The 25150-nt window shown below is 62.2% G+C and carries 18 protein-coding genes; 5 read left to right on the top strand and 13 right to left on the bottom strand.

What is annotated here, in order from left to right; genetic code table 11:
* Nucleotides 1-5: 5 nt before the first annotated feature.
* Entirely contained in the window at nt 6-1289 is a 1284-nt protein-coding gene (locus tag ABZ728_RS20425; protein WP_366658210.1) for an FAD-dependent oxidoreductase, read from the top strand.
* A gap of 21 nt (nt 1290-1310) precedes the next feature.
* Here ABZ728_RS20425 and ABZ728_RS20430 read toward each other — a convergent pair whose 3' ends face one another.
* The 8 genes from ABZ728_RS20430 to ABZ728_RS20465 form a co-directional block, all read right to left on the bottom strand.
* Nucleotides 1311-2261 (bottom strand): D-2-hydroxyacid dehydrogenase, encoded by a 951-nt coding sequence (locus tag ABZ728_RS20430; RefSeq protein ID WP_366658212.1) that lies wholly within the window; start codon nt 2259-2261, stop codon nt 1311-1313.
* Between the two features lie 4 nt (nt 2262-2265).
* Entirely contained in the window at nt 2266-3006 is a 741-nt protein-coding gene (locus tag ABZ728_RS20435; RefSeq protein WP_366658213.1) for a GntR family transcriptional regulator, read from the bottom strand.
* 71 nt (nt 3007-3077) lie between these two features.
* Nucleotides 3078-3434, bottom strand: a complete 357-nt coding sequence (locus ABZ728_RS20440) for a RidA family protein (RefSeq protein ID WP_366658214.1) — start codon at nt 3432-3434, stop codon at nt 3078-3080.
* 44 nt (nt 3435-3478) lie between these two features.
* Complete coding sequence (locus ABZ728_RS20445) at nt 3479-4411, bottom strand: alpha/beta hydrolase (protein ID WP_366658216.1); 933 nt, start codon at nt 4409-4411, stop codon at nt 3479-3481.
* Nucleotides 4412-4445: 34 nt separating this feature from the next.
* Complete coding sequence (locus ABZ728_RS20450) at nt 4446-6077, bottom strand: hydantoinase B/oxoprolinase family protein (protein ID WP_366658217.1); 1632 nt, start codon at nt 6075-6077, stop codon at nt 4446-4448.
* A 2-nt stretch (nt 6078-6079) separates the two neighbouring features.
* Entirely contained in the window at nt 6080-8095 is a 2016-nt protein-coding gene (locus ABZ728_RS20455; RefSeq protein WP_366658218.1) for a hydantoinase/oxoprolinase family protein, read from the bottom strand.
* A 50-nt stretch (nt 8096-8145) separates the two neighbouring features.
* A complete protein-coding gene (locus ABZ728_RS20460; protein ID WP_366658219.1) occupies nt 8146-9126 on the bottom strand; it encodes a TAXI family TRAP transporter solute-binding subunit in 981 nt (326 codons plus the stop codon).
* A 49-nt stretch (nt 9127-9175) separates the two neighbouring features.
* Nucleotides 9176-11332, bottom strand: a complete 2157-nt coding sequence (locus tag ABZ728_RS20465; protein WP_366658221.1) for a TRAP transporter permease — start codon at nt 11330-11332, stop codon at nt 9176-9178.
* Nucleotides 11333-11477: 145 nt separating this feature from the next.
* On the opposite strand from ABZ728_RS20465, the gene ABZ728_RS20470 reads away from it, so the two are divergent.
* The 3 genes from ABZ728_RS20470 (at nt 11478) to ABZ728_RS20480 (ending at nt 15468) form a co-directional block, all read left to right on the top strand.
* Nucleotides 11478-12929, top strand: a complete 1452-nt coding sequence (locus tag ABZ728_RS20470; RefSeq protein WP_366658222.1) for an FAD-dependent oxidoreductase — start codon at nt 11478-11480, stop codon at nt 12927-12929.
* A gap of 115 nt (nt 12930-13044) precedes the next feature.
* The gene (locus ABZ728_RS20475; protein ID WP_366658223.1) at nt 13045-14106 is read left to right on the top strand and encodes a phosphotransferase; all 1062 of its coding nucleotides are present in this window, start codon (nt 13045-13047) and stop codon (nt 14104-14106) included.
* A 15-nt stretch (nt 14107-14121) separates the two neighbouring features.
* Nucleotides 14122-15468 carry an aspartate aminotransferase family protein gene (locus ABZ728_RS20480; RefSeq protein ID WP_366658225.1) on the top strand — a complete coding sequence of 449 codons (1347 nt, stop codon included), beginning with the start codon at nt 14122-14124 and terminating at the stop codon, nt 15466-15468.
* A 62-nt stretch (nt 15469-15530) separates the two neighbouring features.
* Here ABZ728_RS20480 and ABZ728_RS20485 read toward each other — a convergent pair whose 3' ends face one another.
* From ABZ728_RS20485 to ABZ728_RS20505, 5 genes are read right to left on the bottom strand one after another with little or no spacing between them, the layout of a single operon-like run.
* The gene (locus tag ABZ728_RS20485) at nt 15531-16496 is read right to left on the bottom strand and encodes a TAXI family TRAP transporter solute-binding subunit (protein ID WP_366658226.1); all 966 of its coding nucleotides are present in this window, start codon (nt 16494-16496) and stop codon (nt 15531-15533) included.
* A 45-nt stretch (nt 16497-16541) separates the two neighbouring features.
* Entirely contained in the window at nt 16542-18311 is a 1770-nt protein-coding gene (locus ABZ728_RS20490; RefSeq protein WP_366658227.1) for a hydantoinase B/oxoprolinase family protein, read from the bottom strand.
* Nucleotides 18312-18331: 20 nt separating this feature from the next.
* Entirely contained in the window at nt 18332-20446 is a 2115-nt protein-coding gene (locus ABZ728_RS20495; protein ID WP_366658228.1) for a hydantoinase/oxoprolinase family protein, read from the bottom strand.
* A complete protein-coding gene (locus ABZ728_RS20500) occupies nt 20443-22617 on the bottom strand; it encodes a TRAP transporter fused permease subunit (protein WP_366658230.1) in 2175 nt (724 codons plus the stop codon). The genes ABZ728_RS20495 and ABZ728_RS20500 overlap by 4 nt, the downstream gene beginning before the upstream one ends.
* On the bottom strand, nt 22614-23909 hold the full coding sequence (locus ABZ728_RS20505; RefSeq protein ID WP_366658231.1) for an FAD-dependent oxidoreductase: 1296 nt from the start codon (nt 23907-23909) through the stop codon (nt 22614-22616). Before ABZ728_RS20505 ends, ABZ728_RS20500 begins: the two co-directional genes overlap by 4 nt.
* Before the next feature lie 212 nt (nt 23910-24121).
* Between ABZ728_RS20505 and ABZ728_RS20510 the strand changes: the two genes are divergently transcribed.
* On the top strand, nt 24122-25057 hold the full coding sequence (locus ABZ728_RS20510) for a LysR family transcriptional regulator (protein ID WP_366658232.1): 936 nt from the start codon (nt 24122-24124) through the stop codon (nt 25055-25057).
* Nucleotides 25058-25150 lie beyond the last annotated feature (93 nt).

Consider the following 25150-nt stretch of genomic DNA (forward strand, 5'->3'; position numbering starts at 1 on the left):
TTCCAATGTCAGGATTTTCGTCAGCGCCGGAGGCCTCGCCTTTGCGTCAGATCGTCATCATAGGCGCCGGAGCCGTCGGCGCCGCCACGGCCCTGAACTTGAGGCGCAAGGGGTTCGAGACGACGATCGTCGACTCTCAGCCCCCCGGTCATGGCTGCTCATTCGGCAATGCGGGCGCCATCTCGCCCGGATCCGTCGCGCCGATCGCGCTGCCGGGAATGTTCCAGCAGGTTCCGAAATGGCTGATCGATCCGCTCGGTCCCTTGTTCGTGCGCTGGCGCTATCTGCCTCAAGCGGCGCCATGGCTGATGCGGTGGGTGGCCGCGAGCCGGATGGCGGCCGTCGATCGAGCATCCGACGGTTTGAGGCCGCTCGTCGGCACAGCCTTCAACGAGTATGAAATGCTTCTGGGCGCATCGGCGTTCCAGACATTGTTCCGCCGTCAGGGGCAGCTTTATGTGTGGGAATCCGACACCCCCTCGAAGTCGGAAACCGTCGGTCACCAACTCAGGGCACGGCATGGAATCGAATGCCATTGGCTGAGGCCCGAAGAAATCCGTCAGTACGAGCCGGGTCTCGCGCCCATATTCGCGCGTGGGCTGTTTCTGCCGAACAACGGCCATACGATTCAACCGCTGTCGCTCGTCGAAACCATGATCGAGCAATATCTGGCCGAGGGAGGCAAGGTAGAGCGAGGGCACGTTGCCGACATCCGGCCACACGACTACGGCACGGTCACGGTCCACCTGGACGACGGCCGGAGCATCGATGCCGCCCGCGCGGTTCTGGCGGCGGGCGCATGGTCGGCGCGGATCGCCAAACGGCTCGGCGTTCGTATTCCGCTGGAAACCGAGCGCGGATATCACGTCATGCTGCCCCATGACGCCGCACTTGTCCGTCGTCCGATCATGAATGCGGATCGGGGCTTCATCGTCAGCCCCATGAGCGACGGCATGCGGGTTGCGGGCACGGTGGAGATCGCGGGCGTCGACGCGCCGCCCGACTATAGACGCGCTCAATCCCTGCTTCACCACGCAAGGGCCATGTTCCCCGACCTGCGCGGCGACGAGTCCAGCGTGTGGATGGGACGCCGCCCATCGCTGCCGGACAGCATCCCCGTCATCGGCCCGTGCCCCACCGCCCCCTCGGTCGTCTTCGCATTCGGCCATGGGCATCTGGGCATTACCGGCGCGGCGATGACGGGCCGGTTGGTCTCGGAAATCATCAACAACGAACCCACCGCCATCGACATCGCCCCTTACCGGCCGGAGCGGTTTACCGGCGGATAGGGACGCACACTTGCCGGCGGTTCAGTAGCCCCGCGTCCGGTCGATCTGCTTCAGGAGTTTTTCGCCGGCGGCGAACCGCCTGACATTCTCCAGAAATACCGGCACTGCGTCCTCCGGAATGATCGGGCCGGACATATGCGGCGTAATGATCAGGTTCTCCAGGTCCCAGAGTTCACTGTCCGGGGACAGTGGCTCCTGCTCGAAGACATCGAGCACGGCGCCGTTTATAACACCGGTTCGCAACGCATGAGCCAGCGCCACCTCGTCGACACTGGTGCCGCGCCCGATATTGATGAAGCAGGCGGTGCGCTTCATCGTGGCGAAGGTATCGGCATTGAACAGATGACGGGTTTGCGGTGTCGCCGGCAGCACGGACACAAGAAAGTCCGTGACGCTCAGAAAATCGTCGAACTCCTCATCCCCGCAATAGACATGGTCGACGAAGGGCACGTCGCGAAGGGTCGATCGGCGCCATCCGACGACCCGCATCCCGTTTTCGGTCATCCGGCGGGCGACAAGACTGCCGATATCGCCAAGTCCTGCCACGCCAACGACTTTATCGGTGGTGAGATCGGTTCGAACCGGCTTCCAGGCGCGGCGCTGCTGGTTGCGCATGCACAGATGCAGGCGCTGACTCAAGGCAAATACCGCCGCAACGACGTATTCGACCATTCTGGGCGCGAGGGCGGCGCCCTCGTTTCGTGTAAGCACGATGTCGGTGGGCAGGTCGCCGCGAAAGGCCACATCGTCGACGCCGGCGCCAAGCTTGTGGATCCATCGCAGCGATCGTGCCTTTTGGAAGATGCTGTCAGGGAATTTCCAGCCGACCAGGATCTCGGCCTGCCCGGCAAAGGGCTCAGCTTCTTCGGCGGAGGATGCCGCATTGATCGTGGCGGCGGGCAAGGCCTCGGCGCAAAGCTGTCGATAACGGCGCGCCTCCTGGCCACCCGGTGTGAAAATCAGGATATTCATCAGGTCACGTTCCGTTGGTGACGCGGCTTCGAGTGACCGCTTCCTCGGTGGGGTGGGGGGGATGGCCATCGCTCGTCGTTGCACGGATGTGGTCGACGAGACGCCGTCCCTCGCCGAGGCTGTGCTCTCGCATCAGGGCCTCGGCGGCGTCTTCGTCACCGGCACAAATGGCATCGACGATGGGTTTGTGCTGCGCCACGACATCCGCAGCCGCAGCTATCAGCGAGTTGGAGGATGCGATCAGCAGCCGGACCTGCTGCTCGATCAACCGGTAATGCTTCATCAATTGGGCATTGCCCGAAAGTTCGATCAACAATTCATGCAGCGCAAAATCGGCTTCCGCCAACGCGGCCTTGTCGTCCTTGCGTGCGGCTTTCTCAAGGTTTCGCTGCGCCTTGCGAATACGCTCTATGTGCTCCGCCGTAACCTGAGACGCCGCCAGCCGCACCGCCAGCCCCTCAAGCGCACTGCGAAGGGTATAGAGATCCCACGCAGCCTCAGCCGTGAGTTCGGAGACCATCCATTTGGTATAGGCGACCTGGGTCACCAGCCCCTCATGAGCCAATTCGGCAAGCGCCCCGCGAATGGTGCTCCGGCTCAGCCCGACTTCCTCGGCGATCGCCGTCTCCACCAGGCGTTCGCCCGACGCCAGGTGACCGGACAAAATCTGTCCGCGAAGGTGATCGACGGCCTGTTTTCCGAGAGACTGGCGGCTGATTTTTCCCTTGGCCGCATTTGTCGGCATCCCGCTCACCTCCTCCTGGTCGATTTGCCGTCAATCCTCGCCCCGCTGGCGGCTCCGGCATCCCGTCGAGGTTAGGTGCCGGACCCCGGAAGAACCGCCTGCGCCATCATTTCAACCAAAATTTCGGGACGCGCAAGGCTGGACTGCACAGTGGCGCGCGCCGGTGTCGCATCGGGGTCGACCCAATTTTCCCAGGCTTCGTTCATTGGCGCAAAATCGCCGATGTCTTTCAGCCAGATGTTGACGCTGACCAGATGGCGTTTGTCCGTCCCGGCTTCCTGCAGGTATTTGTCGATCTGCTGCAGAATATCGTTCGTCTGGCCCGATACATCCTGTTCCTTATCGGCGGCGGTAAAGCCCGACATGAAAACGAAGCCATTGGCGATGACGGCCTTGCTCAGTCGGGCGTTTGAATCGATGCGTTTCACAGGGGAACTCCATGTTGATGGTTGGGACAGCGTTTGACTGTATCTCAGGAAAGGTGGGCTCTGATCCGCTCGCAGAGAACGTCGAATTCCTGCATTGCGGGCCTTGAGACAAAGCGTGCGCGCAGGAATCCGTGGATCATACCGTCGACAGTCCGGACTTCCGCCGGAATGCCGGCCGCGCTCAGTTTGCGGCCATAGTTGATGCCGTCGTCGCGAAGGGGATCGTACTGGGCATTCATGATCAATGCCGGCGGCAATCCGGTCAGGTCCTCGGCGCGGGCGGGGTAAGAAACGGGGTCACTTTCATCACCGCCCGGCATGTACTGCGACCAGTAGTAGCGCATGTCTTCTGTCGTCAGGAACGGTGAGTGGGCGTTTTCCTCGTAGGATCTGGTCGAAAAGTCGGGATCGATCGCCGGATAGAGCATGATCTGATACCGCAGACCTGGCACCCCTTCGCGTTTGACCATCTGCGTCAGCGACGCGACCAGATGTCCGCCCGCGCTGTCGCCGGCGATGCCGATACGCTCCGGGTCGACGCCATGGAGCCGCCCCTCACCCCGCGCCCAATCCAGAACCCTGAAGCAGTCGATGACGGCGGCGGGATGCGGGTTCTCCGGCGCCCGGCGGTAATGCACCGCAATCACCTGAACCCCGGCGGCGTGGGCAATGCCCGCCGTCAGCCCGTCATGGGTGTCCAGGCTGCCCATTACCCAGCCGCCACCATGAAAATAGAGCAGGGTCGGCAACGGCCCTTCGACGGCGGGGCGATAGATGCGGATTGGAATTTCACGGCCCTGGTCCTGCACGTACCAGTTTCTGACGACGAGACCGTCGGGATACGGCGGCCGGCTGGCCGCGGCGTAGTTCTCGAAACGCAAGCGCCGTTCTTCCGGCGTCCCGGTCTTGGTCCCGGATGGGCCGACGGCACTGACGGCTGCGTCGATATATTCTGATATTCCTTCGGCGAACTTCATTCTGGTTTCTCCGGGGCGGGGCTGGGAAAACGGGTCATGCGGTGACCAGGCCGGTTTCCGCATCGGCGCGGATATGGGCCGGATCGCGCTCACTGGCATGGCCGTAGCCACCGCCACCGCCCGTACTGAGCACGAGCCGATCGCCGGCCCGCAGCATGATCGACCCTTTGGACGAGACGCTGATCACCTCGTCGCCGCGCAAGACCTCACATTTTCCGCACTGTCCCGGCTCACCGCCGAACGCGCCTTGTGCCGGAATCCGGAAGCGGTCGGCGTAGATCGAGAACTGAACGTTGTCCCGCAGAATCTTGTAGGTCCTGACAAAGCCGAGCCCGCCGCGATACCGGCCGGACCCGGCGGAATCGGGCCGCAAACGGTATTCGACCACCCGGAAGAAATCGAAGTTCATGTCAAGGGCTTCGACCGGCACATTCGTGCAGTTCGAGAGCGGACCGGCCACCGCATCGCAGCCGTCGGCGCGGCCCGAAGCGCCGTATCCACCGTTGTGAACCTCCAGATAGACCTGGTAGCCGTTTTCACCGAGATGGCTGAGGCAGGTTGCGACCGTGGAGTCGTATCCGGGCGCGATCGTCATTTCCGGAACGGCTTGGCTGAGCGCCTGAAGCACCGCGTCATAGGCCCGGTAGGCCGCCTCCATCCGGGCCCGAACCGGCGCGGGCGGCCGAGGGTTCAACAATGATCCGAGAGGCGCCTTGATGCTGATCGCCCGGCGCGCGCCTTCGTTGAACGGCACATCGTATTCCGTCAGGATCGACTTCAGACAACTCAGCGTCGACGAGATGGTCGACGCCATCGGCGCGTTCATGTTCGTGCCGACCTGCGGCGAGGTCCCTTCGTAGTCGACCTCCAGATTCTGTCCGCTTACCGTCACCTTTGCTTCGACATACAGCGGCTCGTCATTGACACCGTCATCGTCCACGGCATCGCGTCCGTGATAAACACCGTCCGGCACTGCCGAAATCGCAGCACGGACCCGGCGCTCGGAATAGCCGATCATCTCGTCCATCACGCCCGTAACCAACGGGGCGCCGTATTTCCGGCACAGCTCCCTGACCCGGCGATCGCCGACGCGCGTTGCCGCGATCTGTGCATTGATGTCGCCGATTGTCTGTTGCGGAACCCGGACATTGGCGGCGACCAGCCGCTCGAACATGCCGCCATTCCAATCGCGGCTGAGGCTGTAGCGCGAAGGCGGAATGACGAGACCTTCCTGATAGAAATCGGTGGCGGAGTTGTTCAGCCCCGGTGCACCACCCCCGATGTCCAGGTGATGGGCGACGGAAGCCGAGAATCCGACCAGCTTGTCGTCAAAGAAGATCGGCAGGAAAACGAAGATATCCTGGAGATGCTGTCCGCCCTCATAGGGGTGGTTGGATATGTAGAAATCGTCGGGCGTAAGCGTCTCGGGCGGATACAAGGCGGCACAGCCACGGAAGGTCTGCGACAGGGAATTCACGAGAATGGGGATGAGTTCGTCGCTCTGGGCGACGGCGGCGCCGGAGGCATCCATGATTCCGGTCGAGGCATCCTTGGCGTCTCGCACGATGCTGGAATAGGCCGAGCGGACCAGCTTCGCGCCCATTTCACGGGCAACGGCCATCATCGACTGGCTGATGACCGCATAGTCTACGGGTTCGATCTTCATCCTCAAAGCCTCCGTAAGACGAGGTTGTCGGCGTCGTCGACGACGGCGCTCCATCCGGGCGGCACGAAAGCTGTCGATGTGCTGTCCTCGATGACGGCGGCACCCTCCAGGCTCGTATTTCGGGCGAGAACCTTGCGGTTGACGAAACGACAGTCGACATGTCCGCCGCGATAGGCGATGCGACCTAGCTGATCATGGGCCACGCTGTCATCGACCTGACCGATCGCCTGGCCTCGTCCACCGCTGGCTTTGCTGGCGCCGAACCGGAATGAAACGATCTCGATCGGCTTGTTGCCCGTGGTCGCGAAGCTGTACGCCTCTTCGTGGGCGACGTGGAACTTCTCCTTCAGGTCTTCTTCGGTCAGCGTATCAAGGTCTTTTGCGTCGATCGACGCGGGGATTTCGAACGCCTGGCCGACATGCCTCATCTCGATCGTCACGTCGTATTGAAGATCGCCGGTAATCCCCAGACCCTGGAAGTAGTCGACGCACCGCCGCTGCAGATCGCGGCAGACATCCCGGACCTGAGACGGCGCCTCGGCGTCGACGCGTATGTTCCGGGTCAGGGTTTCAAAATGGACGGTATCGGAAACCAGCAGCCCGTAGGCCGAGATCACGCCGGCACAGGGCGGCACGACAACGACATTGATGCCGAGATCCTCGGCGATTTCCGCAGCATGAAGCGGCCCGGCGCCGCCGAAGGGAACGAGCGCATAATCGCGGGGATCCCGGCCGCGTTCGGTTGAAATGATGCGCAGAGCCCCGACGATGTTGGCGTTGGCAACACGAATGGCGTTGTCGGAGAATTCGTGAACATCCTTACCGAGGACCTTTCCGACACTATCGAGTGCGTTTCGCGCGGCACCGGCGTCGAGCGTCATTCGGCCGCCGAGGCGGCTGTCGGCGCGGATCGTGCCGCGCACGACATGGGCATCGGTCAGCGCCGGACGCTCGCCGCCCTGGCCATAGCACGCGGGGCCGGGTTTCGAACCGGCACTTTCCGGCCCGACACGCAGGACACCGCCGTCGTCGATCCAGATGATACTGCCGCCGCCTGCCCCGACGGTATTGATATCGAGCATGGGCGTCTTGATCGGCAGCCCGTCCAACCGCGATTCCGGTGATAACGACGCCTTGCCGTCGGTAGTCAGGCAGACATCCGCGCTGGTTCCGCCGATGTCGAGCGTCATGATATTCGAAAAGCCGGAACGCTCGACCTGCCGCAATGCGCCGACGACGCCGGCTGCCGGTCCCGACAAAAGGGCGCTTATGGCGTTCTTGCGCATTGCATCGGCCGGGGCGATGCCGCCGTTGGATTGCATCACCGAAAAGCGGCCGGTGAAACCACGCTTCGTCAATTCGCTTTCCAGCCGGCCCAGATAGGACGAGATCACCGGCTGAACATAGGCTGCAAGAGTGGCTGTCGTCGCCCGCTCATATTCCCGATACTCGCCGCTGACATCAGACGATATCGTCACCGGCAGATCGGGGAAATTCCTGTTCACGACCTCCCTGATCATCATTTCATGTCGCGAATTGGCATAGGAATTCAGCAAGCAGACGGCGACGGCGTCGTAAGTCCGGGCGCCGAGGAATCCGCACAAGCGCCGCTCGGCCTCGGCCTCGTCGAGTTCGGTCTCCACCGCGCCCGTGCTCAACACTCGTTCCGCGATACCCAGGATGTCCGGCCGTTTCACAACGGGCACGGGCTTCTGATAGAAGAGATCGTAAATGCGATGACGGTCGTGGCGCTGGAGGAAAAGCAGATCCTCGAAGCCGGCAGTCACGACAAAAGCGACGCGGCCACCCTTCCGCTCCAGCACCGCATTGGTGGCGACGGTCGATCCGTGGACGATTTCGTCCACGGTGGAGAGATCGATTTTCGCCGCATCGAGCGCCTGCAATGCGCCCTCGTCGGGGCGACCGCGAACGCTCGGCACCTTGCCGACACTCATCCGCCCTTCATCCAGAGCGACCAGATCGGTAAACGTACCGCCTACTTCAATACCCACCCGCATTCCGGACTCTCCTGAGCATCATATGCGTGTTTTGGAAAACAACGGGCGCCTTAGCCTTCGACGGCGATACCGGCCTCTTCGTAGTATCTGAGCGCGCCATCGTGGACGGGGATGACGACGCTTTTTCCGGCGTTTTCCGGCCCGAACTGGCCGGCGAGCGGATGCACCTCGGCCAGCTCTTCATTGTGTTCCATCAGCGCTCTGGTGATCTGATAGACGACCTCGTCATCGAGATCCGCCCGGCAGACGAGCACATTGGGAATGCCCAGGCTGCTCGTCTCTTCCTCGACCGAGTCATAGACACCGGCGGCCAGCGGCAGCGGGATCATGTAGGGTTCATTCTCGATGACTTCTTCGATGGCCTCAGCGCTGATATCCAGAAAGCGGATATCCTTGCCGGCTTCCAGATCCATGACGGCGCCGGTGGGAGCACCGCCCCAATAGACGGCCGCATCGATATTGTCGTCGCGCATGGACGTCATCAATTCGCCGATGCCGAGCACGAACGGTGTGATCTCTGTCATTTCGAGCCCATAGGCCGCAGCGACCGGCGGGAACCACACGCGCGGGGTTTGACCCACGGCCAGGCCGACGCGCTTGCCTCGTAGATCAGCCACCGTCTCGACGTCGCCGTCGGCGTTGACGATCACCTGCAACGTCGAGGAATAGCCGCGCGTGACGTAGCGGATATTCTGCATCTGCTCGTCCTGAAACGGATCCAGAGCATTATAGGCCGCATAGGGAGTGTCGGCGGTCATCAGGCCGCAGTCCAGCGATCCCTGTTCCATCAGCCGGGTGTTTTCCGCGCCCCCGGAACTGACCTGTGCGGTGGCGACGACTCCGTCCGCGTGACGCTCGATGACCCGCGCCATCCCTGCGGCCGTGATGTAGTAGAGGCCGCCGGAACTTCCGCCGCCGATGGATATCTGGACATCGGCTCTGGCATCAGCCGCCGATAGCCCGGCCGTTCCCGCGATCGCGCCTGCAATAGCGGCGACGGCAACGGCGTTGAGAAGTTTCTGCTTGTTCATTGAAGTAATCCTTCCTGTTCAGATGCATATTGGCGATCAGTGCCGTGAACTATTGTAATGAGACGACGCTTCTGCGCGCCCTCATGGCCTGAGTTACGATTGTCAGTAGTATCAATGCCCCACCGGACAGATCCGTCATGAGTCCGTGGAAGATCAGCAGGAAGCCCGCCACACACAGCAGCGCCCGCTCGATCAGGTTCATGCGCGCGATCAGGTACCCTTCCAGTCCGGCGGCCAACGCCGCCGCGCCGACAAAGGCAGTCAATGTCGCAAGCACGATTTCGTACCATTGCCCCTGCATCAGCAGTTGCGGGCTGTAGATGATCATGAACGGGATGATGAAGCCGGCCAGCCCGAGTTTGAGCGCCGTCAGCCCCGTTTGCATCGGGTTGGCGCCGGATATCGCGCTCGCGGCATAGGCGGCAAGGGCGACAGGCGGCGTGATTGCCGAAATGATCCCGAAATAGAAGATGAAAAGGTGGGCGGCAATCGGCACGACGCCCATATTGATCAGGCTGGGCGCGACCAGGACCGACAGCACGATATAAGCGGCCACCGTCGGCAGCCCCATTCCCAGAATGAGCGAGGCCAGCGCCGTCAGAATCAACAGCACCGGCAGGCTTCCGCCGGAAAGATCGACCAGTACGCCCGACAGGCGAAGGCCGAGACCGGTCAGCATGAACATGCCGATGATGATCCCCGACATCGCACAAGCGGCCGCCACTTCGAGCGCGGCCATGGCGCCTTCACGCAAGCCGATGCCGCAGCGGCCGATATAGCCGTGCACGAATTGCGAGGCGGCATCGCGTCGGCGGCGGGTGAGAAACCACAAGGCGACCACAAGACCGATGTAGAAAAAGGCCACGACACGCCCGCCGAACAGATCCGCCCCCAGCAAGAACACCAGATGACCGGCCGCAACGGCCACACCGATGGTGAGCGCCAGTTTGCGCGGCAACAGGCTGACTTCGCGGCCGAAGAACAGCAGCAGATTGACGCCAATGGTATAAACGGCTGCCTTGAGCGGCGAGAACTGCGGCCCCGCCAGCAGATAGACCAGCGTCACCGGCACCAGGAACAGATACCCTCCGTTCAGGAGCACCGCTACGGGATCGGGCAGCTGGTCGCGGGGGGTGCCCCTCAGGCCGATCTTGGCGGCCCGAAGATCGACCGCCACGAACAAGGTCGCGTAGTAGAGCAAAGCCGGTATCGCCGCGGCGACGGCGACATCGAGATAGGAAATGCCGAGAATTTCGGCAATGAGGAATGCCGCAGCGCCCATGATCGGTGGGACGAGTTGACCGCCCGTTGAAGAGACCGACTCTACCGCGCCGGAGAACCGCGCGTCGAACCCGCTGCGTTTCATCAATGGAATGGTGAAAATTCCCGTGGCCGTAACATTCGCGATGGCGCTGCCGCTCACCATGCCGAACAGACTGCTGCCCGCAATTGCGACCTTTGCCGGCCCGCCTCTCGTTCGCCCGAAGAAGCCGTAAGCAAGATCGGTGAAGAACTGCCCGGCACCGGACACCTTCAACAACGCGCCAAGGATAATGAAAAGGACGATGAACGAGGAACTGACCTGGATCGGTATGCCGAACAGCCCCTCGGTGGTCAGGTAAAGCGTGTGGATGATCTGCTTGAAGCTGAATCCGCGATGAGCGATGACCGACGGCAGGTAGGGCCCGAGCCAGGCGTAAGCAATCGTGACCCCCGCCACGATCGGCAACGCCACTCCGACCAATCGCCGGGCTGCCTCGAAAACCGCGATGATCATGAGGCCGCCGAAAATCAGGTCCGCCGTGTAGATCAGGCCCATTCGGAACGGAAGTTCCGCGTTTTCGCGGATAAGATACACTGTGGCACCAATGCAAACGGCCGCCCAGGCGATGTCCATCAGGCTTGGCCGCGACTTGGCATGTTTCGACAGGAACGGACGCAGAAGGAAGGTCAGGACCAGCGCGATGCCCAAATGGGTCACGCGCTGAATGATGCCCTCCAGAGTGCCGAAGAACGCCGTATAAATATGAAATGTGGAAAAACCGATCGCGAGCGTCGAGGTCAGATACAGCCAGAATGGCGACAGTGTCGACAAACGCCGGACGAGTCCCCCCTCGGCGTCTTCGACAACCCTTGACTGTTCCGGCGATTGGGATTTTCCGGTTTCCGGTCGAGCTTCGGCATGCACTGGCAAAGTGACCTCCATGGATCGGTGCCGCAATGACGCCACACTCCGGCGGGCCTTGCAACAATTAAATGTTGACAATTAATCTTGGTCTCGCGACCTTTCATAATCTGCTGCGGCGCCCGTTTTCTCTGCTGCGGCCGTCGCGGTGAAGGGGAATGGTCGCGTGAACGTGGTCGAACTGAAGGCGCCTGTGGCTGGTCGAAGCCGATCCTGGTGGTTCCAGGATGCGCTACAGGATACCCAGGCCAACGGGGCCGTTGCGCCGGGGCCATCCAGCCCTCTCACCGGTGAAATCACGGCGGACGTCACAATCGTCGGCGGCGGATTTACCGGCCTTTGGACCGCCCTGGCGCTGAGCGACCGCGCACCGGACGTCAAGGTCGTCATCCTCGAAGCCGATGTTTGCGGCAGCGGGGCCAGCGGCATGAACGGCGGCAAATGCCATGGCTATTGGGGCGCACTTCCCGGACTTGTCGGCAATCTCGGTGCCGACGATGCCTTGGCGGTCTGCCGCGCCTCATCGGCAGCCCAGGACGGCATCCGGGATTTCGTGACGTCATGCGGTGTCGATGTCTGGTGGCGGGAAGACGGCCATGCGAAAGTGTCGACCTCGCCGGCTCAGGACAAATCGCTGGAAACCATTGTCCGCACCGCCGAGCGCCTGGGCGTACCGGACACGGCGGTACCGCTCGATCGGGATGCCATTCAGGCCATCTGCGGCGTTTCGGATTACCGCAAAGCGGTTTTCTTTCCCGAAGGCGCCAATCTTCATCCGGCAAGGCTGGTGATGGCGCTCAAGCAGGAAGCCCTTGCCCGGGGTGTGAGAATTTTCGAGAAGAGTGCCGTCACAAAGGTCTCTGCCGGCTCTCCCGGGCGCGTGGAAACAGCAGGTGGCGCCGTCGTTTCCCGCGACATCGTGCTCGCCGCCAATACCGGCCTCGCCGGACTTCGCGGGATCCGGGACCATGTCTCCGTGTTTTCATCCTATGCCGTAATGACCGATCCCGCGCCCGAAGAAATCGACGAGACCGGATGGAACAACGGTGTCGGTCTTTCGGATTTGCGGATGTTCATTCACTATTACCGCAAGACGCAGGACGGGCGCGTGCTGATGGGTTCCGGGTCAGGCCCGATTGCCTATGGCGGCCGCGACGGCGGCGATGCAATGTCGAATGACGCTCGTTCGATCGAACGGGCGCGAGGCGGTATCCGGCGGCTATTGCCCGCCCTTTCCGAGGTCGGCATTGCTTCGGCCTGGGGCGGTGCGATCGATGTTGCGGCAGACCGCCTGCCGTTCTTCCGCACTTTCGCCGGCACCAGAATCCACTACGCCTGCGGATTCTCCGGTCACGGCGTCAATCCGTCATACATCGCAGGCCAGTGCCTGACGTCGCTGATACTGAACGCCAGGGATTCTTGGAGCGCCCTGCCCTTTTGCACGCGGCCGCTGCCGAGCCTTCCGCCCGAGCCACTGCGCTATCTGGGTGGAAACCTCGTGCGGTGGGGCATCATGACCCGCGAGGATGCCGAGGATCGGCAGATCAGGGCGCCGCTGCTTGCACGCGCTGCGGCATCGCTTCCCCGCGTCATGGGCTTGAAGATCGGAGTGCGTTAGGGTCTCGGCGCGAAGTGATGACGCGGTCGGAGAAGATGGGATATTCGGCGATGAAACGACTACCGCTGCCTGTTCTGCAAACCGTCGCCGGGACACCGGCCCGTGGCGAAACGGTATGACGGCAGCAGAGGACTTCGTCCAGGCCGGCGGGCTGGCTGCCGCATTCGTCAATATGGACGAGAACGAGGCCGCAGCCCTGCTGGCCGACCGCTACCAATTGAGCGGCAGCCTGACCAGGCTGGCGACCGAGAAGGACGACACCTTCCGCGTGGCGTGCGGCAACGGCCGACGTTACATTCTGAAATGCGCGAATCCGGCGGAGGATGTGGCGGAGATCGAACTCCAGCTCGATCTGCTGCGCCATATCGCGCCGGAACGCAGCGGCCTGCCTGTCCCGCGCGTCATCCCCACGGTGCGGGACGAGACCCATTTCATGTATCGCGACCGTGCCGGTCAGCAACGCGACATCAGGTTGCTCTCCTACCTCGAAGGAACGATTCTCAGCGAAACGTCGTGTACCGCGGATGAGCGTGAGAAAATCGGAAAGGCATTGGCTGCATTGCGGCTGGCCATGGCCGTTTTCAGCCATCCAGCCGCCGGCCGGGACCTTGCCTGGGATGTCCGCCACCTGCTCAGGCTCGAACATCTCGTGGACGCGATCGACGACCGCGAAGGCCGCAATAAGCTCCAGGCCGGACTGGACCGTTTCGCGGCCTTCAGCGATCGGATCGACGCCTGCCGATGCCAGGTCCTGCACAATGATTTCAGCAAATCGAACATCGTCGTCAATCACGGCTCCGAGGACTTCGTCACCGGGATCATCGATTTCGGCGATATCGTCCACACGGCGATCGCCGTCGATGTCTCGACGGCACTGCTCAATCAACTGCCGTCGCAGAATCTGGATGATCTGTTCAAGGACGGACGCGATGTCCTGCGGGGATACCTGACCGTCGCCGACCTGACGGAAGAAGAAGTCGAGCTGATCCCGCACCTCGTGATGGGACGCGTCATAGCGCGCACCCTGTTGACAACGTGGCGCGCAAAGCTCTTCCCTGATAACGCGACCTATATCACACGCAACACGCCTCAGGGCTGGCCGCAGCTGGACTGGTTCCTGCAGCGATCGGCAGATGAGGTATCGGCAACGCTACTGTCGGAATGCGGGGCCTGCTGAACGAAAGGGACTGTCGTGAGAAACGCCGCCACACCCAGCCGCCGCGGCAGAATGGTCAATGGATTTGACCCCGCCACGCTCCATGAACTCCGCGAACGGACCAGCGCGCAGATCCAGCGTCGGATGCGTCTGCTCGGCCCGGCTTATCGCCTGTTCTACAGGAACCCGGTCGAGATCAGCCGTGGCTCGGGGGTGATGCTGTACGACGCGGACGGGGCGGAGTATCTGGACGCCTACAACAATGTTGTCCCGATCGGCCACTGCCATCCCCGCGTCGTCGAGGCCGTGACACGCCAGATGCAGACCCTGTGCACGCACACGCGCTACATCCAGGAAGGCATCCTGGACTACGCTGAAGACCTGCTCGGGACCTTCGGCGGCCGCATCGAGCACGCGATGTTCACGTGTACAGGATCGGAAGCCAACGATCTCGCGCTCCGTATCGCCAAGCATTATACCGGCAAGCAGGGCATCATCGTGACCTCGGAAGCCTATCACGGCAATTCCGAACTGACGGCGGGCTTCTCGCCATCGATGGGAGAGAATTCACCGCTCGGCGCTTATGTCCGCCGTGTCCCGGCACCCGATTCTTACCGCGTCGACTCAAATGACATCGGCGGGTGGATGGCCGGCCATGTCGCGGCACAGATCGAGGATCTTCAGCGGCGTGGCGACGGGCTGGCGGCGTTCATCGTGGATTCGGCCTTCTCGTCGGACGGCGTGTTTTCCGATCCGACGACGGTGTTGGGACCGGTTGCCGAGGTCGTGCGCAAGGCCGGTGGCCTGTTCATCGCCGACGAGGTGCAATCGGGCTTCGGGCGTATGGGGTCAGATTTCTGGGGATATCAACGGCACGGGGTCGACCCCGACATCGTCACCATGGGCAAGCCCATGGGTAATGGCTATCCCGTTGCCGGTGTCGCGGTCGCGCCGGAGGTTGTCGAGACCTTCGGCCACGACATGCGCTACTTCAATACCTTTGGCGGCAACAGCGTCGCGATGGCGGCCGCACAGGCGACCCTCGATGTAATCCGTGACGAGGGTTTGCTGGAAAACGCGGTGAGGGTCGGGACCGTCATCCGCAACGGCATGTCCGACCTCGCCAGAAAGCACGACCGGATCGGGGATGTGCGCGGCGCGGGTCTCTATACCGGTGTCGAACTGGTCAAGGATCGGTCGAGCAAGGAGCCCGATGCCGCCACTGCGCTGGCGGCGGTCAACGGCCTGCGCGAGCGTCGTGTCCTGATATCGGCGACCGGATTCAACGCCAACACGCTGAAGATCCGGCCGCCGCTGGTGTTCTCCGAGGCGAACGCCGATCAGTTGTTGACGGAACTGGACGCCGTCCTGAACGAAATCTGAAACGGACGAAAAAAGGGCGGTGGCTCCGTAAAGCCACCGCCGGACTGTTGTCGATTTGGCCGTTATTGATTGGCCGTCAGATCGAGCCCGATTTCGTCGTAATACCGTTGGGCGCCCGGATGGACGGGTACGACCATGGCCCGGCCGACATTGTCCAGATTGAACGCCGCTGCGTTGGGGTGGATCGCGCGAAGCTCTTCGGTGTTCTCCATCAGCGTCCTGGTCACCGCATAGACTACGTCGTCCTCAACCCCGGTATGGGTGACAAAAAGGATCGCGTTCCCGATCGACGGGACGTCTTCATCGGTGCCGGGATAGATGCCGCCTTCGATCGGATATTCGAAGAAGAACGGATGTGTTTCGGCAACTTCCTGCGCCTTTTCCGGTGCGATCGGGATGAACCGGACCGAATGAGTGGTTGCAAGATCGGTGATGGAAGCCGTGGGCGCCGAGCCGGAATAGATGGCGACGTCTATGTTGCCGTCCCGCAATGAGTCGAAAAGTTCGGCGGCACGCAGGGTGAATGTTTCGTATTCTCCGTCGACGCCGTAAACCTCGGCGATGCGCGGAAACCAGTCCTGAGCCGTCATCCCTGCCAGGATGCCGACGCGATGACCGGCAAAATCGTCGATGGTTTCAATCTCGCTTTCATCAAGGACGACCAGATGGAACGGCGACGTGTATCCGGCACCGATATAGCGGATATTGTCGTAATGCTCGTCGGCAAAGGGTTCGGCGGAGTTGGCTGCCGCCCAGGGCCCGTTATCGGCTGCAAGTGCGAATTCGACCTGTTCGTTTCCAAGCAGGCGGGTGTTTTCGATCGTGGCGGACGTTGCGCGCGATGTAACGCTCAATTCCGGATTATGCTGCTCGATCAAACGCGCCATACCGGCCGAAATTATGAAGAACGCGCCGCCGCTCGACCCGCCGCCGATGGTCAGAAAAGTCTGCGATTGCGCCGGGACGCTCGTGGCGCCGAGCGCGAGGGCAAGGGCACCCGCGCCGATCATCTTTTTCAAAGCACTCATCTCTGTAACCTCCTCCATTCGGTTGTTGTATTGTTGGCGGCTCTCTCATTGAGCCGTCTTGGTGATTTCCAGCGTCGCCGGATCCAGGGTGACGCCGTATAGCCGCTGGGCTTCCTCACGCGTTACGAAGCCGAACCGGACATCGCGCTGGACGCTTTCCGGCGCACGATCGTGGGGATCGCCGAACCCGCCGCCACCGGGGGTGTAGTGCGTAACGGTGTCGCCGGTCTCCAGCGCCTCGATATCGCCGATGGCGTAAGGCAGCGTCCGCTCCTTGTCCGTCCCCTCGTTGATGACCCAGCGCCCGCCGTCGCCCGGCAAGCCACCGCCAACGCCCTGGGGCAGCGAACGTGATTTCTGGGACGTCCGGTGCAACTGCGGACGTCCGCCAAGAATTTTATAGGCGAGAACATAGCCGGTGCCGCCGCGGCGGCGTCCGGCGCCGCCGGAGCCCGACCGCAACTCCCGACGGAGATAGAGCACCGGCTGCTCGATCTCCATCGCCTCGATCGGCGGAACATGGCAATTGGTGACGTGACAGGCCATGGCATCGATGCCATCGAACCGATCATTCGCGCCAAGACCGCCGGGCACGACCTCGCCGAACATGGTCCGTCGGCCGGTGTCGGGATCGTCGCAGATCGAATAGTTATACAAGCAGCCGCAGCTATCGCCCATTACACGCTCTGGAACGACGGTGGCAAATGCCCCCATGATAAGGTCGACCAGACTGTGACAGACGACCATGCGCTGCATGACCGCCGCCGGTGACTGCGCATTGACCAGGGTGCCTTCGGGCGCAATGATCCTGACCGGCCGCTTGCAGCCTTCGGTGCCCGAAATTGTCGGATCCGTGATGCAGCGCATGGCATAGTAAATCGCCGCCGTCGTGGTCGCGAGCGGACAGTTGATCGGCCCCGCGATCTGCGGGTCTGTTCCCGTGAGGTCGATGGTGACATCGCCGCCCTTTTTGGTGATCGTCGCCCGCAGCCAGAACGGACCGCCCTTGGCGCCGTCGTCGAGCACCGGCTCTTCGTGGGTATAAGTCCCGTCCGGAATGCGCTCCAGTTCGGCGCGGGTGCGGCGCTCGGAATAATCCATCATCGCGTTGAAGCAGCCAAGCATGACGGGTTTGCCGTACTTCCGGAAAAGTCCGTCAACCTCGTTCACCGCCACCTGGACACTGGCGAACTGCGCGATCAGATCGTTTTCCAGGATGTCGCGAACCCGTGTGTTGGTCAGGATGACATCCATGACCTTCTGTTCCAGACGGCCGCCGTCGACGAGCTTCATCGGGGGGACGCGCAGGCCTTCCTGGTAGATGTCGACGCCCCACCCGCGCGACCCCATGTTCATCGCGCCGATATCCATGTGGTGAACCATGAGTCCGGCGAAGGCGACCAGTTCATTGTCGAAGAAGATCGGGCTGAAGGCCAGATAGTCGTTGCTGTGGGTGGCCGCGAGCGAGCCGTCTCCCGCAAACGGATCGTTGGTGACGACAACGTCGCCCGGCTTCCATTCCGAGGCGGGAATACAGTGCTCCAGGATCGTCTTGAGGCAGACGCCAACCGTGTTGAGCTGGATCGGCGGACCGGCTTCTTCGGCGATGAGCTGGCCGCGCGCATCGAGCAACGATGCCGAGCAGTCCTCCATCTCCTTGACGATGAAGGAATTGGCGGCACGGATCATGCGGCGCGTCACCCGCTCGGCGATCGATTTCATCGCGTTGCGGACGATCTCCTGCGTCACCGGGTCGACGGTGGAACCGGCTTCGGGCGAGGCCTGCATGGCCGGTGATGGCTGAACTACGGTCATTGGAGCGGTCTCGGTTCTTGTTACCGGGGGGTCTTTTTGCCGGGGGCGGCGTTGATCAGATGCAGATTGCGCATTCGGTCGCAAGTCGCCTCCCATCCCGGCGGCACGAACAGGGTGGAGCCTGGATACTCGACGATCGCCGGCCCCGTGATTTCGTCGTCGGTGTGGATGTCGGTCACGCGATAGACGGGGACGTTTGCGGTCACGCCCCATGACAGCAGAACCGGGCGCTCGGCCATCGGCTCCAGCACAGCCCTGCCGCTGCCGATATCCGGCCAACCTGCGTTGGGAACGTGGCCTATGGCGGACACCCGCAAATTGACCAGTTGGATGCCCCGATCGGCCAGCCGGTACCCATAGGCCCGCTCGTGTTCGTCGTGGAATCGCGGCGCCAGGGCGGAGAAGCCCGCCTCGTCCAGAGTTCCGGCGCCGATCGGCAGGTTCAGTTCATAGTTCTGCCCCTGATACCGCAGGTCGACGCTGGCCACGATCAGGCGCCTGTCCCTGGGCACGTCCTCCAGATCGAGGGCGGTTCCAGCCTCTTCGATCAACGACTGGAATCCGGCGACCAGCGAATCGAGCCGCACGGCGTCGAGAGCCGTCACCCGTGTCAGTGCGAAGTCGTGACGGACGTCTGCGGCGAGCAGGCCCATGGAGGACAGGTTGCCCGGCGCCGGCGGAATCAGCACCCGGCTGATGCCCAGTTCCTCGGCAAGCCTCAATGTATGCAGCGGCCCCGCGCCGCCAAAGCCGACGAGGGTGAAATCACGAGGGTCGAGACCACGATCGACCGAGATCAGCTTGATGGCGTTGACCATGTGGGATTCTGCAATCGACAGAATGCCGATGGCGCTCTCGCCCATTTCCATGCCCAGCGGCTCGGCGATCTTCTCGCGCAGCGCCTTTTCGGCGAGTGCCTTGTCGAGCTGGCTCTTGCCGCTCAGGAAGTATTCCGGGTTCAACCTTCCGCCGAAGAGATTGGCGTCCGTTACCGTCGGCTCGACGCCGCCCCGCCCGTAGCATGCGGGGCCCGGGCGGGCGCCGGCGCTGCGTGGGCCGACCCTGAGGGCGCCGCCGGCATCGACCCACGCGACCGATCCGCCGCCGGCACCAATCGTGATCAGATCCAGCATCGGCAGGAGAATGGGATACTCGCCGACCTTGCCATGGGTGGTCAGCATCGGATCGCCATTGCTGATCAACGAAACATCGGCGCTGGTGCCGCCCATATCGAGGGTAATGATATCGGAGATACCGCAGGCGGCAGCGACCGCCGTCCCGCCGATGATACCGCCCATCGGCCCGGAATGGGTGATGCCGACCGGCGTCCGGGACGCAACCTCGAATGTCGAGACGCCCCCGTTGCCGCGCATGATCATCGGCGTTTCCACGCCTCTGCGTTTCAGCGCCGCGCTCAGACCCGACAGATGCTTCTGAAGCGGCCGCCTGACATAGGCGTTCAGGCTGGTGGTGCTGACCCGTTCGTATTCGCGAAACTCGCGGACGATGGCAGACGACAGCGACATGTCGAGTTCGGGAAACTCTGCTTCGGCGATTTCTCCGATGCGCCGCTCATGGACCGGGTTGGCGTAGGAATGAAGCAGACACACAGCCACACTGGTACAACCGGCGTCGCGCAGGTCCCGCAGCGCCTGCCGGGCGTCGCCCTCATTCAATGGAGCCAGAACGCTGCCGTCATGGGTCACGCGCTCGCGCACGCCATGGCGCAACGGCCTGGGCACAAGCGGTTTGGCCGGGCGCCAGTCGATGTCATAGATGTGCGGCTTGCGCGAGGCCCGCCCGATTTCCAGCAGATCCCGGAAACCTTCCGTCGTAATCAGCCCGACCGGAGCGTCAACCCCCTCGACGATAAGGTTCGTCACCATGGTGGTCGCGTAAACGAACCGCTCGATTTCGGCGTCGGCAAGGCCGCTTTGACCAATGGCGAGGTCGATGCCCTCCAGAATGCCCACCGTCAGATCGTCCAGCGTGCTCGGCACCTTCAATGTGATCAGGTCGCCGTTGTCACTGTCGATCAGGACGAGGTCGGTATGGGTGCCGCCGGTATCGATTCCAACGCGAAATCGGGCGCGAAATCGGGCGCCGGCCGGCGGCTCTTGCGGAACAGCGGTCATGGATGTTGCTCTTCGATATGGAGGGAGGGTTCGGTTTTCGCGCCGCCGGGCGGCGAGGCGGCCAATGCCGCGCGTTTGCGCAGTTGAGTCATCGCGACGAAGGCGATCAGCGCGATGCCGATCATGTCGGAAAAGATGCCAGGCACGATCAGGACCAGTCCGGCAGAGACCAGCATGATCCGCTCCAGGGCATTGGCGCGGGCCAGAACAAAGCCTTCGAGTCCGGCGGCCAGGCAGGAAACGCCGACCAGAGCGGTAAGCGACGCCAGAACGATCGCAAGGAAAGTGCCCTGCATGACCAGTTCGCTGTTGTAGACCATCATGAACGGGATGATGAACGCCGCAATTCCCAGTCGGCAGGCGGTGATCCCCGTGCCCATTGCCGACCCGCCCGAGATCGCCGCAGCCGCGTAGGCCGCCAGCGCAACCGGCGGGGTGATGCAGGAGATGACACCGAAATAGAAAATGAAGAGATGAGCAGCCAGCGGATTCACGCCAAGCTCGATCAGGCCGGGCGCCACGAGGATCGCGAGAATGATGTAGGCCCCGATCGTCGGCATACCCATGCCGAGGATAAGCGACGCGAACATCGTCAGCACGAGCAGAAGTGCCAGATTACCACCGGCGATATCGATCAGGATGCCTGAAAATCTGAGCCCCAGTCCCGTCAGCATGAAGACGCCGATGACGATACCGGCCGTGGCACAGCACACCGCCACTTCCAGCGCACCCAACGCGCCGTCCCTGAGCGCCACGATCACCTTCTCGATGAAGTCGCTGGACATGCGCAGCCCCGGATTCGCGTCCGGTTGCCGTCCTGCCAGCCATGCCAGCACGAGACCGGCGGCGTAAACGACCAGACCAGGCCAGTGGCCGATATACGTTATGGCAACCCACGCTACGGCATGCACGGTTGCCAGCATCAGCACACCGATCGTTCTGGCATCGCTGGACGAGGCAAGGGTTACCCGGAACAGAAACAGAAGCAGGTTGATGCCGATGGTGTAGACCGCGGCCCGCATAGGCGAATAGCCGCCGACCGCCAGCAACAGGACCAAAGCGATCGGAACGATGAGAAGATAGCCGCCGTCGCGCATTGTCGGGCCGGCGGCCGGCAATTCCGCCTTGCTCTGGCCGCGCATGCCGAGTTTTCCGGCGCGCAGATCGATCGCCACGAACAGCGCCGCGAAATAGAGTGCGGCGGGAATAGCCGCGGCCGCCGCAACCTCCATGTAGGAGATGCCGAGGATCTCCGCGATCACGAAAGCTGCCGAGGCCATGATCGGCGGCATCAGCTGACCGCCGGTGGACGAGACGGCTTCGACCGCGCCGGCAAATCGGCGATCGAATCCGATACGCTTCATCAACGGGATCGTGAGAACGCCGGTGCCACTGACATTCGCAACGGCGCTGCCGCTGATCATCCCGAACAGGCTGCTGCCGACGACGGATACCTTTGCGGGACCGCCACGCACCCGGCCAAACAGACTGAGCGCGATATCCGAGAAGAACTGACCCGCGCCGCTGGCTTGAAGCACACCACCCAGAATGATGAACAGGATGATGTAGGTGGCAGACACCGCCAGCGGGGGCCCGAAGATGCCTTCGGTTGTCAGGAATAGCGTGACGGTAATGTCGCTGACGGTAAAGCCGCGATGGGCCACGGCACCCGGCAAATAGGGGCCGAAATAGGCGTAACCGAGAGCCGTGATGGCGACCAGCGGCAGCGCGATGCCTGTCAGGCGCCGTGTCGCCTCCAGCAGTGCAATAGTCACCCCCACGCCCAGGATGATGTCGGTGGTGAAAACCAGGCCCATGCGGGCGTCCAGGGCGTCATCTTCGATAAAGAGGTAGCCGCACCCGGTGACGACGACAATGATGAACAACAGGTCCACGAACCGGAACAGTCTGCGCGGACCCGCTGAAACCATACCGCTCAACACCGGCTTCATCAGAAAGACCAGCACCAGCGCAAAACCCAGGTGAACGACCCGCTGGCGGATTCCGTCCATCACACCGAAGGTTGCCGTGTAGAGATGGAAAAGGGCGAACGCCACCGCGACTACGGCGGCGACCATTCGAATCGGCCCGGTCAGTTTGTCGATCGGGCGGACAAAGATATCGTCGTCCACAGGACCGGCAGTTCCTGACGTATCGCGCGGCGCCGTCATGCTGCACGGTCCTCTGCGCGATCCTCTTGACGCTGAGCGGTGCGCGCGATCATCGCAAATCGAGCCGGACTGTAAGGGGCGGCGTCGACGGCGGTTGGCCTGCCCGCGATCATGTCGGCGATGAGGCGCCCCGTCATGGGGGCACCGGTCATGCCGGTATGGCCATGGCCGAACGCAAGCCAGGCATTCGCGATCCTGGGGGCGCGGCCGATAACCGGCAAACTGTCGGGCATGGACGGCCGGAAACCCATCCACACCTCGCACCCCTCAGTCCGAAGTCCGGGGAACATGGCCTTGGCATGGCGCAACAACACGTCGGTCCTGGCTGCGACCGGCGGTGCATGAAGCCCGGCAATCTCCACGGTTCCGGCGAACCGCAATCCGTTTTCCATGGCAGTAACGCTGAACATCTGCTCACGGTTGCTGAGCTTGTTGTTCACGGTGATGCCCGGATCCGGCAGTGACACATGATAACCACGTTCGGTTTCCAGCGGAACACGGGCACCGACGGCCGCCGCCAGAGGCGCCGAGAAGGCGCCTGCCGCGATCACCACGGCTGATGCTGACAAGGACCCGTCGGACGTCCGAACCGCCGTGACACCGCTGGGACCGATTTCAAACCCTTCCGCCTTCCGGGAGGCGATGACACCACCGGCCCGCTCGAATTCCTCAGCCAGCGCGCGGACCAGCGCACGGGGATCAGCGGTGTGGCCATTATCGGGGAAGTAGAGTCCACGCCGAAAATCTTCACCCAACGCAGGTTCCATTTCTCGAAGCTGGCCGGCATCGACAGCTTCAGTGTGCACGCCCGCCACCTCGCGAAGCGCATCGGAAAGCAGTTCGGTGCTGGTCGCTTCCAAACCCCGCCACACGTAAAGCTGACCGGCGGTGCGTATGTGAGACTCCGCAGCGTTGCCCAGAAGCTCTCGATAGAGCTCGAAAACCGGCCTGTGCAATGTGCGCAGGTGCGAAGACAATGTCCGGACGCGGGCCCCGCGGCCAGATTCGATCCATCGCAGCAGCCACGGTAACGCGCGCGGGAAATACCGCGGTTTGATCGCGAGGGGGCCCAACGGATCGAAAAGCCATCGCGGGATCTTCGTCATCATCCCGGGCATCGCCATGGGAATGACCATATCCGGGCTGATCGACCCGGCGTTGCCGTAGGAGCACCCCTCGCCCGGTCCGGCCGGATCGATTACGGTAACGTCGTGCCCGTCCCGGCGCAGGAAAACAGCCGTAGCCATCCCGACGACACCGGCTCCAACGATAATGACAGGCGCTTTTGGCATGGCAGGCAGATCCCAGACTCGTGATACACAACCGAAGAGAGAGAAACCCATGTCCGTCTTGCAGGCGCCAGCTTGGCCGCTAGCGCTATTTTCAAAAACGCTACCCTCTATACTGTAGAATGCGCAAGATTTTTATTTTATGTTACGATATCAATATGGACCCATAACCAAATCGATATGGATTTTGACTGTCGTCCGAGCCAATCCAATGAGTGGAGGTCATTTTGAACTTACGGTATCTCGAGGTATACAAAGCCGTGCTTCGCACCGAAAGCGTCAGTGAAGCCGCTCGACTCCTGGATATATCGCAGCCGGCCTGCAGCAAGATGCTTGGGGAAGCAGAGCGGCAACTGGGCGTAAAGCTGTTCCACCGCCGCAGCGGCCGCCTGGTGCCGAAAGCGGAAATGCAGCCGCTTGCCGACGCGATAGAACAGGTGCTTTTCGATGTCGAGCGGGTACGGATCCTGGCCGAAGAGCTTCAGGACGCTACCGCCTCGTTCATCAGGATTGGCGCTATTCCTACCGCCACGATGACTCTCGTGCCCCGCGCCGTGGCTCATTTCCGAAAGCGGTTTCCAAAGACGCGCGTCGACATCTTCGCCTTGCCGACAAACCAGACAATTGAAGAGGTCGCCAGCGGTGTCCTGGATGTCGGCCTGATCTACCTTTCCAAAAGCCATCCGGCCATCGAAACGGTCGATCTGATGGAGACGGAGGTCGTGTGCGCAATGCTCCCGGACCACCCACTGGCCGACAAGGCACGTATTCAACCGCGCGACCTGGAACAATATCCGTTCATCTCGTTTCGGCTCGACGAGCCGATCAGCCTTGCGATCAATGATGGATTTCGGGCTGCCGGCGCACGGTGCAATCCGGCGGTGCTGGTCAGTCACTCCTTCGCCGCTTGCGGCCTTGCCGAACAGGGGGTTGGCATTGCGCTCGTTACACCGTTCCTGATCACCGGCGGCCTGTTTTCAAGCCTGATCACGCGCCCATTCGATCCGAGCATTCGACTGAAGCCGCGCATACTGAAGAAGCGATACCGACCGCCATCCGACGAACTGGATGCGATTACTCTGGCATTGCAGACGGTCGTGGAAGTTCAGATCCAAGGGTCAGTTCAAGGATGTGCTGACCTGAGTCCCTGAATCTCCTCCATTTTTTGGTAGAGTCCGTCACGATGAAGGAGGCGGACGTATGAGGCGATCACGGTTCACGGATGAGCAGATCATCAGCATGCT

This window comes from Fodinicurvata sp. EGI_FJ10296 (assembly GCF_040712075.1).
In the GTDB taxonomy this organism is placed as follows: Bacteria; Pseudomonadota; Alphaproteobacteria; order DSM-16000; family Inquilinaceae; genus JBFCVL01.

What these genes read in the sequence shown, in the direction of transcription:
- ABZ728_RS20460 (WP_366658219.1), bottom strand. Translation starts at nt 9,126, where the DNA reads ATGAACAAGCAGAAACTTCTCAACGCCGTTGCCGTCGCCGCTATTGCA.
- ABZ728_RS20430 (WP_366658212.1), bottom strand. Translation starts at nt 2,261, where the DNA reads ATGAATATCCTGATTTTCACACCGGGTGGCCAGGAGGCGCGCCGTTAT.
- ABZ728_RS20450 (WP_366658217.1), bottom strand. Translation starts at nt 6,077, where the DNA reads ATGAAGATCGAACCCGTAGACTATGCGGTCATCAGCCAGTCGATGATG.
- ABZ728_RS20425 (WP_366658210.1), top strand. Translation starts at nt 6, where the DNA reads ATGTCAGGATTTTCGTCAGCGCCGGAGGCCTCGCCTTTGCGTCAGATC.
- ABZ728_RS20465 (WP_366658221.1), bottom strand. Translation starts at nt 11,332, where the DNA reads ATGGAGGTCACTTTGCCAGTGCATGCCGAAGCTCGACCGGAAACCGGA.
- ABZ728_RS20505 (WP_366658231.1), bottom strand. Translation starts at nt 23,909, where the DNA reads ATGCCAAAAGCGCCTGTCATTATCGTTGGAGCCGGTGTCGTCGGGATG.
- ABZ728_RS20485 (WP_366658226.1), bottom strand. Translation starts at nt 16,496, where the DNA reads ATGAGTGCTTTGAAAAAGATGATCGGCGCGGGTGCCCTTGCCCTCGCG.
- ABZ728_RS20445 (WP_366658216.1), bottom strand. Translation starts at nt 4,411, where the DNA reads ATGAAGTTCGCCGAAGGAATATCAGAATATATCGACGCAGCCGTCAGT.
- ABZ728_RS20500 (WP_366658230.1), bottom strand. Translation starts at nt 22,617, where the DNA reads ATGACGGCGCCGCGCGATACGTCAGGAACTGCCGGTCCTGTGGACGAC.
- ABZ728_RS20455 (WP_366658218.1), bottom strand. Translation starts at nt 8,095, where the DNA reads ATGCGGGTGGGTATTGAAGTAGGCGGTACGTTTACCGATCTGGTCGCT.
- ABZ728_RS20495 (WP_366658228.1), bottom strand. Translation starts at nt 20,446, where the DNA reads ATGACCGCTGTTCCGCAAGAGCCGCCGGCCGGCGCCCGATTTCGCGCC.
- ABZ728_RS20490 (WP_366658227.1), bottom strand. Translation starts at nt 18,311, where the DNA reads ATGACCGTAGTTCAGCCATCACCGGCCATGCAGGCCTCGCCCGAAGCC.
- ABZ728_RS20435 (WP_366658213.1), bottom strand. Translation starts at nt 3,006, where the DNA reads ATGCCGACAAATGCGGCCAAGGGAAAAATCAGCCGCCAGTCTCTCGGA.
- ABZ728_RS20475 (WP_366658223.1), top strand. Translation starts at nt 13,045, where the DNA reads ATGACGGCAGCAGAGGACTTCGTCCAGGCCGGCGGGCTGGCTGCCGCA.